The 14,384-nt window shown below is 66.1% G+C and carries 13 protein-coding genes and 1 pseudogene; 12 read left to right on the forward strand and 2 right to left on the reverse strand.

Going from position 1 to position 14,384, the window contains the following annotated elements; genetic code table 11:
- Nucleotide 1: 1 nt before the first annotated feature.
- Nucleotides 2–283 (reverse strand): hypothetical protein, encoded by a 282-nt coding sequence (locus ACNKFW_RS05610; RefSeq protein WP_418024077.1) that lies wholly within the window; start codon nucleotides 281–283, stop codon nucleotides 2–4.
- A 117-nt stretch (nucleotides 284–400) separates the two neighbouring features.
- Here ACNKFW_RS05610 and ACNKFW_RS05615 point away from each other — a divergent pair, with 117 nt between their 5' ends.
- The gene (locus ACNKFW_RS05615; RefSeq protein ID WP_418024078.1) at nucleotides 401–1,432 is read left to right on the forward strand and encodes a helix-turn-helix transcriptional regulator; all 1,032 of its coding nucleotides are present in this window, start codon (nucleotides 401–403) and stop codon (nucleotides 1,430–1,432) included.
- Between the two features lie 12 nt (nucleotides 1,433–1,444).
- On the opposite strand, the gene ACNKFW_RS05620 is transcribed toward ACNKFW_RS05615, so the two are convergent.
- Nucleotides 1,445–2,986 (reverse strand): DUF2779 domain-containing protein, encoded by a 1,542-nt coding sequence (locus tag ACNKFW_RS05620; protein ID WP_418024079.1) that lies wholly within the window; start codon nucleotides 2,984–2,986, stop codon nucleotides 1,445–1,447.
- A gap of 554 nt (nucleotides 2,987–3,540) precedes the next feature.
- Here ACNKFW_RS05620 and istA point away from each other — a divergent pair.
- From istA to ACNKFW_RS05675, 11 genes and pseudogenes are all read left to right on the forward strand, one after another.
- Entirely contained in the window at nucleotides 3,541–5,040 is a 1,500-nt protein-coding gene (istA, locus tag ACNKFW_RS05625) for an IS21 family transposase (RefSeq protein WP_418024080.1), read from the forward strand.
- Complete coding sequence (gene istB / locus ACNKFW_RS05630; protein WP_062562743.1) at nucleotides 5,040–5,768, forward strand: IS21-like element helper ATPase IstB; 729 nt, start codon at nucleotides 5,040–5,042, stop codon at nucleotides 5,766–5,768. Before istA ends, istB begins: the two co-directional genes overlap by 1 nt.
- 130 nt (nucleotides 5,769–5,898) lie before the next feature.
- A pseudogene (locus ACNKFW_RS05635) lies at nucleotides 5,899–7,131 on the forward strand (phage tail tape measure C-terminal domain-containing protein); the annotation flags it as partial.
- Nucleotides 7,132–7,134: 3 nt separating this feature from the next.
- A complete protein-coding gene (locus ACNKFW_RS05640; protein ID WP_147427897.1) occupies nucleotides 7,135–7,761 on the forward strand; it encodes a DUF2460 domain-containing protein in 627 nt (208 codons plus the stop codon).
- On the forward strand, nucleotides 7,758–8,108 hold the full coding sequence (locus ACNKFW_RS05645) for a hypothetical protein (protein ID WP_058248933.1): 351 nt from the start codon (nucleotides 7,758–7,760) through the stop codon (nucleotides 8,106–8,108). The genes ACNKFW_RS05640 and ACNKFW_RS05645 overlap by 4 nt, the downstream gene beginning before the upstream one ends.
- Nucleotides 8,101–8,232 carry a hypothetical protein gene (locus ACNKFW_RS05650; RefSeq protein WP_269846609.1) on the forward strand — a complete coding sequence of 44 codons (132 nt, stop codon included), beginning with the start codon at nucleotides 8,101–8,103 and terminating at the stop codon, nucleotides 8,230–8,232. The genes ACNKFW_RS05645 and ACNKFW_RS05650 overlap by 8 nt, the downstream gene beginning before the upstream one ends.
- 5 nt (nucleotides 8,233–8,237) lie before the next feature.
- Complete coding sequence (locus tag ACNKFW_RS05655) at nucleotides 8,238–8,882, forward strand: lysozyme (protein WP_147427898.1); 645 nt, start codon at nucleotides 8,238–8,240, stop codon at nucleotides 8,880–8,882.
- On the forward strand, nucleotides 8,879–9,088 hold the full coding sequence (locus ACNKFW_RS05660; RefSeq protein WP_119896236.1) for a hypothetical protein: 210 nt from the start codon (nucleotides 8,879–8,881) through the stop codon (nucleotides 9,086–9,088). Before ACNKFW_RS05655 ends, ACNKFW_RS05660 begins: the two co-directional genes overlap by 4 nt.
- Complete coding sequence (locus tag ACNKFW_RS05665) at nucleotides 9,085–9,969, forward strand: DUF2163 domain-containing protein (RefSeq protein WP_418024081.1); 885 nt, start codon at nucleotides 9,085–9,087, stop codon at nucleotides 9,967–9,969. Before ACNKFW_RS05660 ends, ACNKFW_RS05665 begins: the two co-directional genes overlap by 4 nt.
- Nucleotides 9,966–10,400 (forward strand): peptidase, encoded by a 435-nt coding sequence (locus ACNKFW_RS05670; protein ID WP_418024082.1) that lies wholly within the window; start codon nucleotides 9,966–9,968, stop codon nucleotides 10,398–10,400. The genes ACNKFW_RS05665 and ACNKFW_RS05670 overlap by 4 nt, the downstream gene beginning before the upstream one ends.
- Nucleotides 10,401–10,409: 9 nt before the next feature.
- A complete protein-coding gene (locus tag ACNKFW_RS05675) occupies nucleotides 10,410–14,375 on the forward strand; it encodes a baseplate multidomain protein megatron (protein ID WP_147427901.1) in 3,966 nt (1,321 codons plus the stop codon).
- Nucleotides 14,376–14,384: the final 9 nt, after the last annotated feature.

Consider the following 14,384-nt stretch of genomic DNA (forward strand, 5'->3'; position numbering starts at 1 on the left):
TTCAGTCGCGGAGGCGGCGTAGGCGTCGTGCGGTAGTGACCAGAGTGCCATCGTCGGCGACCACGAGGTAAGTATTGAGGCTCTTTTCGAGCCGCGCGAAGGTCTTTGGGCCGATATCATCAAGAGCCCGCTGCCGGGCGCTGCGATCCATGAAGTAGATGTCCGCTCCGCGAGACCGCTTGCACCTGCCATAGGCGAACAACGTTTTGACGACCTCGCCGTGGATCCCACGCTGGGTCATGCGGGCGGTGGCGTGACCGCTGAAATACAAACCGTCAGTCATGTTCGTCCCCGTTCCAGATCAGTTCTTGTCTTCTCTAGAATGATAGATGCCACGCCGGGTCGACAAATTTGGTCGGCAGTGCACAAATGGGCCGAACTAACGGAGGTGCGATGCGGAATGGCCTACGAGAAAGCGAGGGAATTATTGGACCTGGCATTGGCACTGGCCGGAAGCCATTACGGACTCAGCGCCTCCGAGATTGAAGCACGACTGACAGAGAACGGGTCTTCAAAACAGTCCGAAACAGCGCTGGAACGTCAGCGCCAGAGGATGCTTGCGCAACTCGGTGTCCTTTTCGGTGCGGGCCTTGAAGTTAGCACCGACGAGGAGAATCACCGGCGCTGGACGCTGCGCACGAAGGATCTTGCCAACATGCCCCTCGTTGATCCGGCGGATCTCGCCGCGCTCGATCGGGCCACGGACGTACTTGCAAAACGCAACGACAGGGACGGGGCAGTACGCCTCGAGCGGATGAAGAATGCGCTCCAGATGGCACTTGATACTCGCCGACGCGCACGCTTCGAAGTTGATTTCGAGGCACTCCGCGACGCGCAGGCCATTGTTGCGCAGCCAGGTCCGCAGATCGGGATCGATGAGGCGATCGAACGCATCGTGAGCGAGGCCATTCTGAAAGGGCGCTGCCTCAGCTTCGGTTACAAGGGGTCTGATGGATCGTTGACCCCCCGCAGCGTGGAGCCCGTGGGCGTCCTCCTCGGCCCGCGCAAGTATCTGGTAGCGCGAGTAGCTACCGCACCTAGCGGGGGCGAGCCTGGCCACTGGCGCATGGACCGGATCGTTGATCCCGTGATCGCCGACAAGCCCGCGCGTGCCATGCCAGACGGCTTCACGCTTGCCGAACATGCACGCCGCTGCTTCGGCGTTTTCTGGAATGCGAATGAATACGAGGATGTGGAATGGCGGTTCGCGCCGAGAGCAGCCGCTTCGGCTGCGAACTGGCGTTTCCATCCGGACCAGACGCTCGAGCATCACGCAGATGGCTCGATCACCGTGCGCTTTCGGGCCTCAGGCCATTACGAAATGGCGTGGCACCTGTATCAATGGGGCGATACCGTCGAAGTCATCGCCCCGAAGGCTGTCGCCGATCTGGTCAAGGGACACCGGCGGAAGGATTTCACGGTATTGCCGTAAATGTGCGACCTCTTAGGCGTGCCTGAACGGTTGTTCGCCGTCACGCGACACCCGGTTGATGCTGGCAACATGTTCTTCTTCAGCGACCTTCGACACCCTCAGTGCGCGTGCCATCACAACCATTGCCCAAGTGTCGCGCTCGCAATAGGAACGGAGCGCCGCGGCGATCGCAAGCTTTCGTTCCGACGTGGTAGCCAGATCAATCGCCTCAAGATAGGCCGCTTGCGCCGCGCCACCGTCCTTCACTTCTAGTCCAGCATAATCGAGCGGCGCGATGGTAGGCAGTACCGCCTTCAGAGACCACGATCCCCGCTGGTCTCGGTGATACCAGGACTGCCGAGCAACCGGCAGGAGATCGACGATGGTCTCCGCCATCCCGATCACCCGGTCTGCATACGTGGGCACGGCGGCGGCGAGAGCCTCCAGTACGCGTTTTTCAAAGCTAGCATTGTAGGCAACGAGGGTTGCTCCTGCCGGAACGACGGCGACGAGTGCTTGCGCGCAGGCGTGGCGCGGGTCTCCGCCGTCGAGGTGTAGAAACTCGTGGTGTGTGATGCTTCCATCGGCTTCTTCAAGATGAACCGAAAACTGAAACGGGATCTGTTGGTAGGGTCGCGTGCCAACCCAACGCGGTGCGGCGAAGGCAATCGTCTCAAAGTCAATCCAGGCGCGAGGGTAACTCCAGCCGTCGATCACTCTGCGAGCTTCCTCTACGTCATGATACGGACGACCGCTTTGCGTGGCCTGTACGATGTTGGCTTCGCGCCCTTCCAGGCCCGTGGCATTGATGGTCATCAAGTCCTCTATGCCTTCCGCCCGCCACTTGCGGCCGCCGCCATAGGGCAGGAGATCAACCGGCCAGTCTGGACCCGCCGGGATGTCGCGGTTGCAATAGGCGGTGAACTCACAAGCGTAAGGACTAGCGCAGCGGCCGCCAATTTCGACCACCGGCTCGGGACCGGCTAGGGTGGTTCTGGCCTCACGGATGGTATCGTCTCGGCAAGCGACCATGCCGCCAATGTCGTCGAGAAGCTCGGTATCGGCGAAGAGACCATCGAACTTGTTCGTCTGCCCCAAGACGAAAGCGCTATCGATATGGCGTATCGCGGCGGCGCTGACATTGACTCCCGCCTTCTGCGCAACCCAGACTTGGGTCGCGAGATCACCGTGGTGGTGGTCCTTTGCGCGGGTTGAACTCTTCACCTCCCGGATGGCCCAACCACCGGAAGCATCGCGCTCGAGAATGTCGATCCGCACCAGAACGCCGTCATGGGAGAATGTGGCTTCGAAGATTGGCCCGGGGTGCCCTTCCGCAATCAGCTGTTCGGTCGTCCGAAGAGCGGCTTTGAGATCTGGATCGGCCTTGACCATGACGCCGTCCGGTAGAAGAGAGCAGGCGATCGCACCGATGGTATTGCCAGCGGCGAAACCGGCCGCAGCCGCATCATCAATATCGGCGAGCTCCGCTCGGTGGACATGCAGCCACAAACGCTTGGGACACTGTTCAAACGCCGCGATCTTCGATTTCGACAATCCGAATTTCTTATTCGCCACCGAACATCTCCCTGTCACGATAATACGCGATCTGAGAAATAAATCGTTAGGGCGACAATTTCGGTCGTTACGCCTTTGCCTTCTCGCGCCGACGTCGTGGAGAAGTTGTGGTACCGGAAACTTCGATCCAACTCGTACGGCCCCGCGCCGCTACGTAGCATGGTCCAGAGAAGGTTGGACGGCAGTACCATCCCCTCCGCCACTTGCCCTCGCGAAAGCGTTCTCCCCATCCGGCCCCGGCCGGATTTTTCCGTTGTTTTCGAGGGTTATGCGGGTGGGGCTGAGCACTGCCCCCGCTGCCGGGCCGTCCGGAAGCGGTCTCTCAGGCGGGATATTCTCCGGACCTGATGACTGCGCGGATTTGGTGAATAGCTTTCAAAGATCTGAAACGATTGAGTTTTCGAACGTGCACCTGAGCACTTCGATGCCAGTGGCGTGTTGAGCGGCGTGGAATAAGGACCCCGCTTCTGGGGTGATCGGCGTCCAAAAGGGACCCCACCGACCGGGGGTTGGGTCCATTGTGCTTCCGAGGATTATCGGAGGCCGAGCGCGGGATGCTGATCGTGGAGACAATCGCAAAAATCAGGCGGCTGCATTTTACCGAGGGCAAGGGGATCAAGACGATCTGCCGCGACCTGAAGCTGTCGAAGAAGGTGGTGCGCAAGGTGATCCGCACCGGGATAACGGAGTTCACCTACACCCGGACGGTTCAGCCACGCCCGAAGCTGGGCGCCTGGCTTGAGGAACTGAGCCGGCTGTTGGCGATCAACGCGGCTCGTGGGCGCCGGGAACGCCTGACGCTGATCCAGATCTACGAGGAACTGCGCGGCCTTGGCTATGAAGGCGGGTATGATGCGGTCCGCCGCTACGCCTCGGTCTGGGCGCGCACTCAAAGCTCCGGTGCCTCGTCCGCCTTCGTGCCGCTGAGTTTTGCCCCCGGCGAAGCCTATCAGTTCGACTGGAGCCACGAGGTTGTCCTGATCGATGGGGCGACCACCACGATCAAGGTGGCCCATGTTCGCCTGTGCCACAGCCGGATGTTCTTCGTGCGGGCCTATCCGCGCGAGACGCAGGAGATGGTGTTCGATGCCCATGATCGGGCTTTCGCCTTCTTCAAGGGCACCTGCACCCGCGGGATCTACGACAACATGAAGACGGCGGTGGAGACCATCTTTGTCGGCAAGGAGCGCCTCTACAATCGTCGGTTCCTGCAGATGGCCAGCCACTATCTGGTCGAGCCCGTCGCCTGCACCCCGGCCTCGGGCTGGGAGAAGGGTCAGGTGGAGAGCCAGGTCGGCACGGTTCGCCAACGGTTCTTCTCACCCCGGGTCAGGGTCAAGAGCTACGAGGAACTGAATGCCTGGCTGCTGGACAAGTGCATCGCCTCGGCCAGGAGCAGCAAGCATCCGGAGTTGACGGACAAGACCATCTGGGAAGTCTTTCAGGAAGAACGCCCGCACCTCGTCCCTTATGCCGGGCGCTTCGACGGCTTCCACTCGCTGCCTGCGGCGGTATCGAAGACCTGCCTCGTGCGGTTCGACAACAACAAATACTCTGTCGCGGCAACGGCTGTCGGGCGGCCGGTCGAGATCAGGGCCTATGCGGAACGGATCGAGATCCGGCAGGAAGGGCGGCTGGTCGGGGACCATCCCCGTCACTTCGGGCGGGACCGGACAATCTACAATCCCTGGCACTATGTGCCTGTCCTGCTTCGCAAACCCGGGGCGCTGCGCAATGGCGCACCGTTCAAGGACTGGGTTCTGCCCGGCGCCCTCGAGCAGATCCGTCGCAAGCTGCAGGGCTCCTCGGACGGTGACCGCCAGATGGTGAAGATCCTCGGCGCCGTGCTGACGGAGGGAGTTCCCGCCGTGCAGAAGGCCTGCGCCGAAGCGCTCTCGCAGGGCGTCCACTCCGCCGATGTGATCCTCAACATCCTGTCCCGCAGGTGCGACCCGGAGCCGCCACCCTTGCTGCTCACCTCTCCGGCCTTGCGCCTGACCCATGAACCGGTGGCCGACTGTGCCCGCTATGACCTGCTGCGGAGGGCCGGCTGATGGATCGTGCAGAGATCATGGCAGCGATGGGCGAGCTGAAGCTCTACGGCATGCGCGCCGCTTACGACGAACTCATGGCGGTGGCTGTGCGCCGCCAGCACGAACCCCGCCAGATCGTCGGAGATCTTCTGGCCGCCGAGATCAACGAGAAGAAGGCGCGCTCGGTCAAATACCAGATCACCACCGCCAAGCTGCCCTATGCCCGGGAGATCGAGGAGTTCACCTTCGATGATACGCCGATCAACGAGACGCTGGTGCGCGACCTGGCCAGCGGGGAATTCCTCAGCCAGCAGCGCAATGTCGTGCTGGTCGGCGGCACCGGGACCGGCAAGACCCATATCTCCGTGGCGATCGCGCGCGCCGTCATCCGCAACGGCGCTCGCGGCCGCTTCTTCAACGTTGTGGACCTCGTGAACAGGCTGGAGGCCGAGGGCCGTGCAGGGCGGGCCGGCCGGCTGGCCGAGCATCTCATGCGGCTCGACTTCGTCATTCTCGATGAACTCGGATATCTGCCATTCGCGCAGTCCGGCGGCCAGTTGTTGTTCCATCTGATCAGCAAGCTCTACGAGCAGACTTCCGTCATCGTCACCACCAACCTCGCATTCGGAGAGTGGCCGACCGTCTTCGGAGACGCGAAGATGACCACCGCGCTGCTCGATCGTCTCACCCACCACTGCGACATCGTCGAAACCGGCAACGACAGCTGGCGCATCAAAACAAGAGCCTGACCGCCCTCCAAAACGCAGGCCCGCGTCGGCTGCGCCAGCTGAAAAGCTACGCCGCCACGGGCCTGCTCACCACATCGCCAGAGGGGTCCCTTTTGGACGCCGATAAGGGGGCACCATTCAACGCCGATTGACATTCGGCGACCGCACTGTGGCAATCTTCCAGGGCGCGTATGACGGTGCGGTGGCGATCTGGGGCAGCCTGCCGGGCACCATCGGCGACTTCACCTACCAGGCCGCAAACGGGCTGATCGGCGGGGTCGAGGCGATGCTGAACGGCGTCGTCACGCGCATCAACAGCTTTATCGAAACGCTGAACGCCGCGCTGGCCCTGCTGCCCGAATGGGCGGTCGGCGAAGGCGGCGTGCGGATCGGCACGCTCGACGCAGTGGACCTGAGCCGGATCGACAACCCATTCGAGGGGGCCGCGACGGCGGCCGGTACGGCAGCGGCCGATGCGTTCTCAGACGCGCTCGCCCGGACCTATATCGCACCGCCCGATCTCGGGCTCGGTGCCATGGCGGATGACGCGCGTGCCCGGGCCGATGCCTATCGCGAGGCTGCGGGTATGCTGACCGATGCCGCGACCCGGCCGCTTGCCGCCTGGCAGGCGCTGAAGGATGCCGTGACCGGGTCCGGCACGGAAGCTGGGACCGCGCTGACAGATGCCGCGACCTCCGCCGATGCACTGGCGGCCGGGCTCGACGACACCGCTGCCGCGGCCAATGGCGCCGGAGGTGCTGCCCGCGATGCCGGAACCGCTGCTGGAGACGGGGCGGAGCGCGCGCTGACCGGATGGCAGGCCGTGACGGCGGCGCTCTCGGACTATGCCAGCCGGGCTCGGGAGATTGGCGGCGATATCGGCCAGAGCCTCGTCAGCGCCTTCCAGTCGGCCGAGGACGCGGTGGGAGAGTTCGTGAAGACCGGCAAGCTGAACTTCCGCGATCTGGTGACCTCGCTCATCGCCGATCTCGCCAAGCTCGCGGCGCGGCGGTTCATCCTCGGTCCCATCGCCAACGCGCTCTCGGGCGCGCTTGGCGGCGCGGGCGGGATCTTCGCCAATATCCTGCACGCAGGCGGCATCGTCGGATCGTCCGGCCCCTCGCGCATGGTCCCGGCCATGGCCTTCGCCGCCGCACCCCGGATGCATTCGGGCGGTGCGGTGGGGCTTCGCCATGATGAGGTGCCTGCGATCCTGCAGCGCGGCGAACGCGTGCTCTCCCGGCGAGATGCGCAGAGCTACGGCACGGGCGGTGGGATCTACGTCACCATCATGGCCCGCGACGCCGAGAGTTTCCGGCAATCCCGCACGCAGGTCGCGGCCGACATCGCCCGGGCGGTCTCGCTCGGGCGCCGGGGGATGTAACCCATGGCGTTCCATGAGGTCCGGTTCCCGGACAACATCAGCCGAGGCGCGCGCGGCGGGCCCGAACGGCGCACCCAGATCGTCGAACTTGCCTCGGGCGACGAAGAGCGCAACGCCAGCTGGGCCAATTCGCGCCGTCGCTACGACGTGGCCTACGGTATCCGCCGGGCCGACGATCTAGCCGCCGTGGTTGCCTTCTTCGAGACGCGGAACGGTCGCCTCCATGGCTTCCGGTTCAAGGACTGGGGCGATCACAAATCCTGCCTTCCCTCGGGCACGCCTTCGCCGACCGACCAGGCGATCGGCACCGGCAATGGCGCGACGACCGCCTTCCAGCTGGTGAAGCGATACGCCTCGGGCAGCCAGTCGTGGGTGCGGACCATCACCAAGCCGGTCGCGGGCTCGGTCACCATCGCCCTGAATGGCGCACCGCAGGCGTCTGGCTGGTCCGTCGATACCACGACCGGCGTCATCACCTTCACCACCCCGCCGAGCGCTGGCGTCGCGGTCACCGCAGGCTTCGAGTTCGATGTCCCGGTCCGCTTCGACACCGACGTGCTCGACGTGACGCTCGACCTCGAGCGGCTGGGCTCGATCACCTCCATCCCGCTTCTGGAGATCCGACGATGAACGACGAAACCGGATTTCTGGCGGCAGCGCTGAAGGAACTGCTCGCCTCCACGGCGGTGATCCTCGCCGCCTGGGGCGCGCTCGGGGGGGCGACCAATGCGCTGACGACGAAGATGCGGCTGCGCGATGCGCTACGCCACATCCTGCTTGGCGGTCTGATCGCGGCCGGGATGGGCAGCCTGTCGATGGCGATCATCACCCGTTGGCTCGGCCTGCCGCCCGAGGCGATCCCGGCCGGGGGCGCGGCCGGATCGGCGGCCTATCTGGTCGGCGTCTTCGGTCCCGCCTTCATCGAGGTGCTGCTCGCCCGTCTGCGCCATGCCGGGAAAGGCGATGGCGATGCATGACCTTCTCCGCCTCGCGCGCTCCCTGCGCTGCGACCCGTCCGATCCCGGCCAGGCCTTCCGCCACCGGCTGGGCGTCGGCATCGCCATCGCCGCGCTGATCCTGATCCTCTCGCTTCTGGGGTGATTTCCATGCAGATGACTGACCGGGGGCTGCTGGCCCTCGTCCGGCACGAAGGCATCGTGCCCGGACCCTACACGGATGTGAAACAGGTCTGGACCTCCGGCATCGGCCACACGGCCGCAGCCGGTCTGCCCGATCCCGCCACAATGCCGCGCGGCATGCCCGTTGATCTCGATGCCGGGATCCGCGAGGCGTTCCGGGTATTCCGCGCCGATCTCACGCGCTACGAGGCCGCCGTCCTGCGTGCCGTGAAGGTGCCGCTCGAACCGCACGAATTCGATGCGCTGGTCTCGTTTCACTACAACACGGGCGGCATCGCCAAGGCGGCGCTGACCCGGCACCTGAACGCGGGCGACCGGGCAGCTGCGGCAACAGCCTTCATGGGTTGGCTCAAACCCGCCGCGATCCGCCCGCGCCGCGAGGCAGAACGCGATCTCTTCGCCACGGGCCGCTATCCCGCCGGAACGATCCCCGTCTGGTCGGTCGACCGCAACGGCCGGGTCGATTTCTCGAAACCGATCCGGCGTCTGACCGAGGGCGAGGCGCTGGCGCTGCTGCATCCCGCAAGCGTGCCGGTGCCGACGCAAACCATTTTCGCTCCGTCTTGGTGGCGGAGGCTGTTGGACCATTTCAAAGGAAAGGCAACGTCATGAACTGGAACCTCGCGCGTGGGCTGATCTACCTTGCCTGTCTGGCAGCCTCTGGTCTGGCGATGGCCGGGCTGGCTGATTTCGATCTGGCAACCGGCACCTTCGACCTGAGGCCCTTCAACCTCTACGCCCTGACCGGCGCTGGCGGCGGTGTCGTCTCGTCCGCACTGGCCTCTCTGGCGTTGCTTCGCGGCTGGGGGCGGAAGTGAAATCCCTCTCGCCCGCTCTGCAGGCCCATCTCGACGAGGGCACGACCACGCTCGCCTGGTGCTGGCGGATCACGCGGGCCGATGGTGTCACCTTCGGCTTCACCGATCACGACCGGACGCTCAGCTTCGACGACACCGATTTCGAACCCGAGAGCGGGCTGACGGCCTCCGAGGTGCGCTCGGGTTCCGACCTGTCGGTCGATGCGCAGGACGCCGAAGGCGTGCTGACTTCGGACCGCATCACCGAGACCGACATCCTCGATGGCCGTTGGGACAACGCGGCGGTCGAGGTCTGGCGGGTGAACTGGGCCGACACCGCGCAGCGCGTGCTGATGCGGCGCGGGGCCATCGGCCAGATCCGGCGGGGGCGGCTCGCCTTCGTGGCGGAGGTGCGCTCGCTTGCGCACGTGCTGGGCCAGACGGTTGGGCGGACATTCCAGGCGAGTTGCGACGCGGCGCTCGGCGATGCGCGCTGTGGCGTCGATCTGGAGGACCCGGCCTTCAAGGGAGCGGGTGCTGCGGTCGATCTGCTGCGGGATCGCGCGTTCACCGCCTCCGGTCTCGGCGGCTTCGAGGCGGGCTGGTTCACATTCGGGACGCTGGACTGGACCTCCGGCGCAAACGCTGGGCGGCGCACCGAGGTGTTGGGCCATGACCTTACGGATGGCATCGCCGTGCTGACCCTGCTGGAGGCCCCGGTGCGGGCCATCAGCGAGGACGACGGTTTCACCATCCGCGCGGGCTGCGACAAGCGGATCGAGACCTGCGGCGCGAAGTTCGCGAACAGCGCCAGTTTCCGCGGCTTCCCGCACATCCCCGGCCAGGATGCCGTGCTGCGCTATGCCACCAAGGACGGTGGTCACGACGGAGGTGTGCTGTGAACACCGCCGATCCCGACAAGGTCATCGCGGCGGCACGGTCGTGGCTCGGCACGCCGTATCACGACCAGGCGAGCCTCAAGGGCGTCGGCTGCGACTGCCTTGGTCTCGCCCGGGGTGTCTGGCGCGAAGTCGTGGGCCCCGAGCCATTCCCGATCCCGCCCTACAGTCGGGACTGGGGCGAGACCGGTCCGCGCGAGGTGCTGGCCGAAAGCGCGCGGCGCATGATGCCGGAGATCGCCCCGGCCGATGCCGGTCCCAGTGCGCTGGTTCTCCTTCGGATGAGGTCGCGCGCCATCGCAAAGCATGTCGGGATCCTGACTGGCCCCGACACCTTCCTCCATGCCTACGAGCGACTCGGCGTGATCGAGGAGCCGCTGACCCAAGCCTGGCGGCGGCGCATCGCCTTCGTCTTCCTGTTTCCGCAACGCTGAGACCACGACATGGCCACCCTCATTCTCGGCGCCGCCGGTGCCGCCATTGGCGGTTCGATCGGTGGCGCGATCCTCGGTGTCAGTGCGGCGACCATCGGCGGCTTCATCGGCTCCACCATCGGCTCGGTTGTCGACAGCTGGATCGTTTCCTCGCTCGCGCCGACGCAGCGGATCGAAGGGGCGCGGCTCGACAGCTTGCGCATCACATCCTCCACCGAGGGGGCCGTGATCCCGCGGCTCTATGGCCGGATGCGGATCGGCGGCAACATCATCTGGGCCACCGATTTCCGCGAGGAGACGAAGACCACCACGCAGGGTGGCGGCAAGGGCGGCGGGGGCGGCAAGGTCAAGACGACCGAATATCTGTACTATGCAAGCTTTGCCGTGGCGCTCTGCGAGGGGCAGATCACCGGCATCGGCCGCATCTGGGCCGACGGCAAGCCGATGGACCTGACCGGCGTGACCTGGCGCTGGTATCCGGGCGACGAGGCGCAGGCGGCCGATCCGTTCATCGCCGCGAAGATGGGCGCGGCGAACACGCCGGCCTATCGCGGCACGGCCTATGTGGTTTTCGAGGAACTGCCGCTCTCCAGCTACGGCAACCGCCTGCCGCAGCTCTCTTTCGAGGTATTCCGGCCGCTTGCCGATCCCGACACCGCCGAGGGGCTGACCCGCGCCGTCACCATGATCCCCGCCTCGGGCGAGTTCACCTATGCCACTCAGGCGATCCGCAAGACCGATGGCGGCGCGACGGTATCTGAGAACCTGAACGCGCTGCCGGACGAGGCGGACATGGTGGTGGCGCTCGACCGGCTGCAGGCGATGGCCCCGGCGGTCGAGAGTGTCAGCCTCGTCGTCGCCTGGTTCGGTGACGACCTGCGCGCGGGCACCTGCAAGGTGCGGCCGGGCGTCGAGGTATCGGCAAAATCCACCACGCCGCGCAGCTGGTCGGTCAATGGCGTCGGCCGCGCCAATGCCTTTCTCGTCAGCCGCGATGATCAGAATCGCCCCGTCTATGGCGGCACGCCGTCCGACTTCGCCGTGGTGCAGGCGATCCAGGAGATGAAGGCGCGCGGGCTGCGCGTCACCTTCTATCCGTTCATCCTGATGGATGTCCCGCCCGGGAACAACCTGCCGAACCCCTGGTCCGACAACGCCGCCGAGACGGGTCAGCCCGCTTTCCCCTGGCGAGGACGGATCACCTGTTCACCTGCGGCGGGCTTCGCCGGAACCGTGGACAAGACAGCCACCGCCGCTACGCAGGTTTCGACGCTCTTCGGCGCGGCGGCGCCCACGAGTTTTGCGGTCTCGGGTCAGTCGGTTTCATGGACCGGGCCATCCGGAGACTGGGGTCTGCGCCGCATGGTGCTGCACTACGCCCATCTTTGCACGGTGGCGGGCGGGGTCGATGCTTTCCTCATCGGCACCGAGATGCCGGGGCTGACCACCATCCGCTCCGGGGCCAGCAGCTACCCCGCGGTGCAGGCCTATCGGGATCTTCTTGGCGATGTGCGCAGCATTCTCGGGGCCGGGACAAAGATCGGCTATGCTGCCGACTGGTCTGAGTATTTCGGGCACCAGCCGGGCGATGGCAGCGGCGACGTGTTCTTCCACCTCGATCCGCTCTGGGCGGATCCCGAGATCGACTTCATCGGTATCGACAACTACATGCCGCTGTCGGACTGGCGGGACGGATTCGAGCATGCCGACGCGGCCGAGGGCTGGCCCGCGATCCACGACCGGGCCTACCTGCAGGCGAATATCGCCGGTGGCGAGGGCTTCGACTGGTTCTACGCCAGCGCCGCCGACCGTACCGCGCAGCTGCGGACTCCGATCACCGACGGCGCCGCCGGAAAGCCGTGGGTGTTCCGCTACAAGGACCTGCGCGCCTGGTGGTCGAACGCGCACTATAGCCGCCAGGGCGGCGTGGAGAGCGCGACGCCGACCGCATGGGCACCGCAGTCGAAGCCCGTCTGGTTCACCGAGCTCGGCTGCCCGGCCATCGACCGCGGTACCAACCAGCCCAATGTCTTCTTCGACCCGAAGTCTTCCGAGAGCTTCACGCCGCATTTCTCGCGCGGCTGGCGCGACGACGCGATCCAGCGCGCCTATCTCGAGGCGAGCTATCTCTGGTGGGGCAAGCCCGCGAACAACCCGATCTCGTCGGTCTATGGCGGCCGGATGGTGCATGTCCCCGAATGCGCCGCCTGGACCTGGGACGCGCGGCCCTATCCGTTCTTTCCGGCGCTGACCGACGTCTGGACCGACGGCGCGAACTGGCGGCTCGGCCACTGGCTGACCGGACGGCTTGGCGCTGTGTCGCTGGCCGCGCTCGTCCGCCACCTCTGTCTGCGGGCAAGCATGCCGGAATCCCGCATCGACGTCTCCGGCCTCTGGGGCGCGGTCGAAGGCTATGTGATCGGGGCGCTGGAAAGCCCGCGCGCCTCGATCACCACGCTGTCGCGCCATTTCGGTTTCGACGCTGTCGAGACCGAGGGTGTGATCCGCTTTGTCATGCGCGGGCGGGCCTCCGTCGCGACCGTCGCGCCCGACGATCTGGTCGCTGCCCGTGAGGGCGACGTCCTCGAACTGACCCGCGGCCAGGAGACCGAACTGCCGCAGGTCCTGAAATGGCAGCTGGCCCGTGCCGACGAGGATTACGACGCCGCCCTCGTCGAGGCGCGGCGCATCACCGTCGACACGACGCGGATTGCCTCCGAGTCCTTCCCGATGGCGGTGCCGCCCGAGGAGGCCGGGCGCCGCTGCCGCCGCGCGCTGATGGAAGCATGGGTCGGTCGCGAGACAGCGGCGTTCCGTCTGCCGCCTTCGCGTCTCGCGCTCGATCCGGCCGACGCGATCCGGCTCGTGCATGACGGGCGGCTGGTCGACCTACGGCTAGTCTCCATCGCCGACGCCGAGGCGCGCGGCATCGAGGCGGTCCGCCAGGATCGCGCGAGTTACGATCTGCCGCCGGGCGATCCCCGCGCGGCCTCGCTGACGCGGGCGGTGGTGTTCGGCGCGCCGGATGCGGTGCTGATGGACCTGCCGCAATTGACCGAGGACCAGCCGGCGCATCGGCCGCTCATCGCAGCCCATGCCGTGCCGTGGCCCGGCGAGATGGCGGTGTTCCGCAGCCCTTCGGCCGATGGCTTCGAACTGCTGACCAGCTTTGGCAGCCGCGCCCGGATCGGGACGCTGTTCTCGGATTTCTACGCGGGGCCGGTCTCGCGCTTCGACCTCGGCAATGCGCTGGTGATCGATCTGCTGACCGGCACGTTGGAAAGCGTCACCGACCTGACGCTGTTCGGCGGCGCCAATGCGCTGGCGGTGGAGAGCACGCCGGGTTTCTGTGAGATCGTCCAGGCGGGTGCAGCCGAACTGTTGGCGCCTGGTCGCTATCGCCTGACCCGGCTCCTGCGTGGCCAGCGCGGCACCGAGGGGGCGATGGGCAACCCGGCCCCGGCAGGCGCGCGGGTCGTGGTGCTGGACGAGAGCCTTGCCGTGCTGCCGATCGCCGAGGCCGATCTCGGCATCCCGTGGAACTGGCGCATCGGCCCGGCCAGCCGCCCGGTCAGCGACGACACCTATGTGGCGCAGAGCTTCACACCGGTGGGCATGGGGCTGCGGCCGTTCTCGGTCGCCCATGTGGAGCAGCCATGGCGCACGCCGCGCACACTGGGCGACCTTACAATCCGCTGGACGCGGCGGTCCCGCGTGCTCTCGGCCGACAACTGGGGCGCGGTCGAAGTGCCGCTCGCCGAGGAAGTTGAAGCTTACGAGGTCGAGATCCTCGACGGCGCCACCGTGAAGCGGGTGCTCGGCACGGGCGCCACCAACGCGCTCTACACCGCCGCCCAGCAGACCGCCGACTGGGGCGCGCCGCTCGGGCCTGGCGACACGCTCACCATTCGCATCTCCCAGCTCTCCGCCCTCGTGGGGCGGGGCGCGCCCGAGACCATCACGCTCACGTTCTGAGGCCATCCC

The sequence above is a fragment of the Paracoccus sp. TD-10 genome (genome assembly GCF_048270675.1).
Lineage (GTDB): Bacteria > Pseudomonadota > Alphaproteobacteria > Rhodobacterales > Rhodobacteraceae > Paracoccus > Paracoccus pantotrophus.

Excerpts from the sequence above, each read along its gene's own strand:
- ACNKFW_RS05610 (WP_418024077.1), bottom strand. The coding sequence starts at position 283 with ATGACTGACGGTTTGTATTTCAGCGGTCACGCCACCGCCCGCATGACC.
- ACNKFW_RS05615 (WP_418024078.1), top strand. The coding sequence starts at position 401 with ATGGCCTACGAGAAAGCGAGGGAATTATTGGACCTGGCATTGGCACTG.
- istA (WP_418024080.1), top strand. The coding sequence starts at position 3,541 with ATGCTGATCGTGGAGACAATCGCAAAAATCAGGCGGCTGCATTTTACC.
- istB (WP_062562743.1), top strand. The coding sequence starts at position 5,040 with ATGGATCGTGCAGAGATCATGGCAGCGATGGGCGAGCTGAAGCTCTAC.
- ACNKFW_RS05640 (WP_147427897.1), top strand. The coding sequence starts at position 7,135 with ATGGCGTTCCATGAGGTCCGGTTCCCGGACAACATCAGCCGAGGCGCG.
- ACNKFW_RS05645 (WP_058248933.1), top strand. The coding sequence starts at position 7,758 with ATGAACGACGAAACCGGATTTCTGGCGGCAGCGCTGAAGGAACTGCTC.
- ACNKFW_RS05650 (WP_269846609.1), top strand. The coding sequence starts at position 8,101 with ATGCATGACCTTCTCCGCCTCGCGCGCTCCCTGCGCTGCGACCCGTCC.
- ACNKFW_RS05655 (WP_147427898.1), top strand. The coding sequence starts at position 8,238 with ATGCAGATGACTGACCGGGGGCTGCTGGCCCTCGTCCGGCACGAAGGC.
- ACNKFW_RS05660 (WP_119896236.1), top strand. The coding sequence starts at position 8,879 with ATGAACTGGAACCTCGCGCGTGGGCTGATCTACCTTGCCTGTCTGGCA.
- ACNKFW_RS05675 (WP_147427901.1), top strand. The coding sequence starts at position 10,410 with ATGGCCACCCTCATTCTCGGCGCCGCCGGTGCCGCCATTGGCGGTTCG.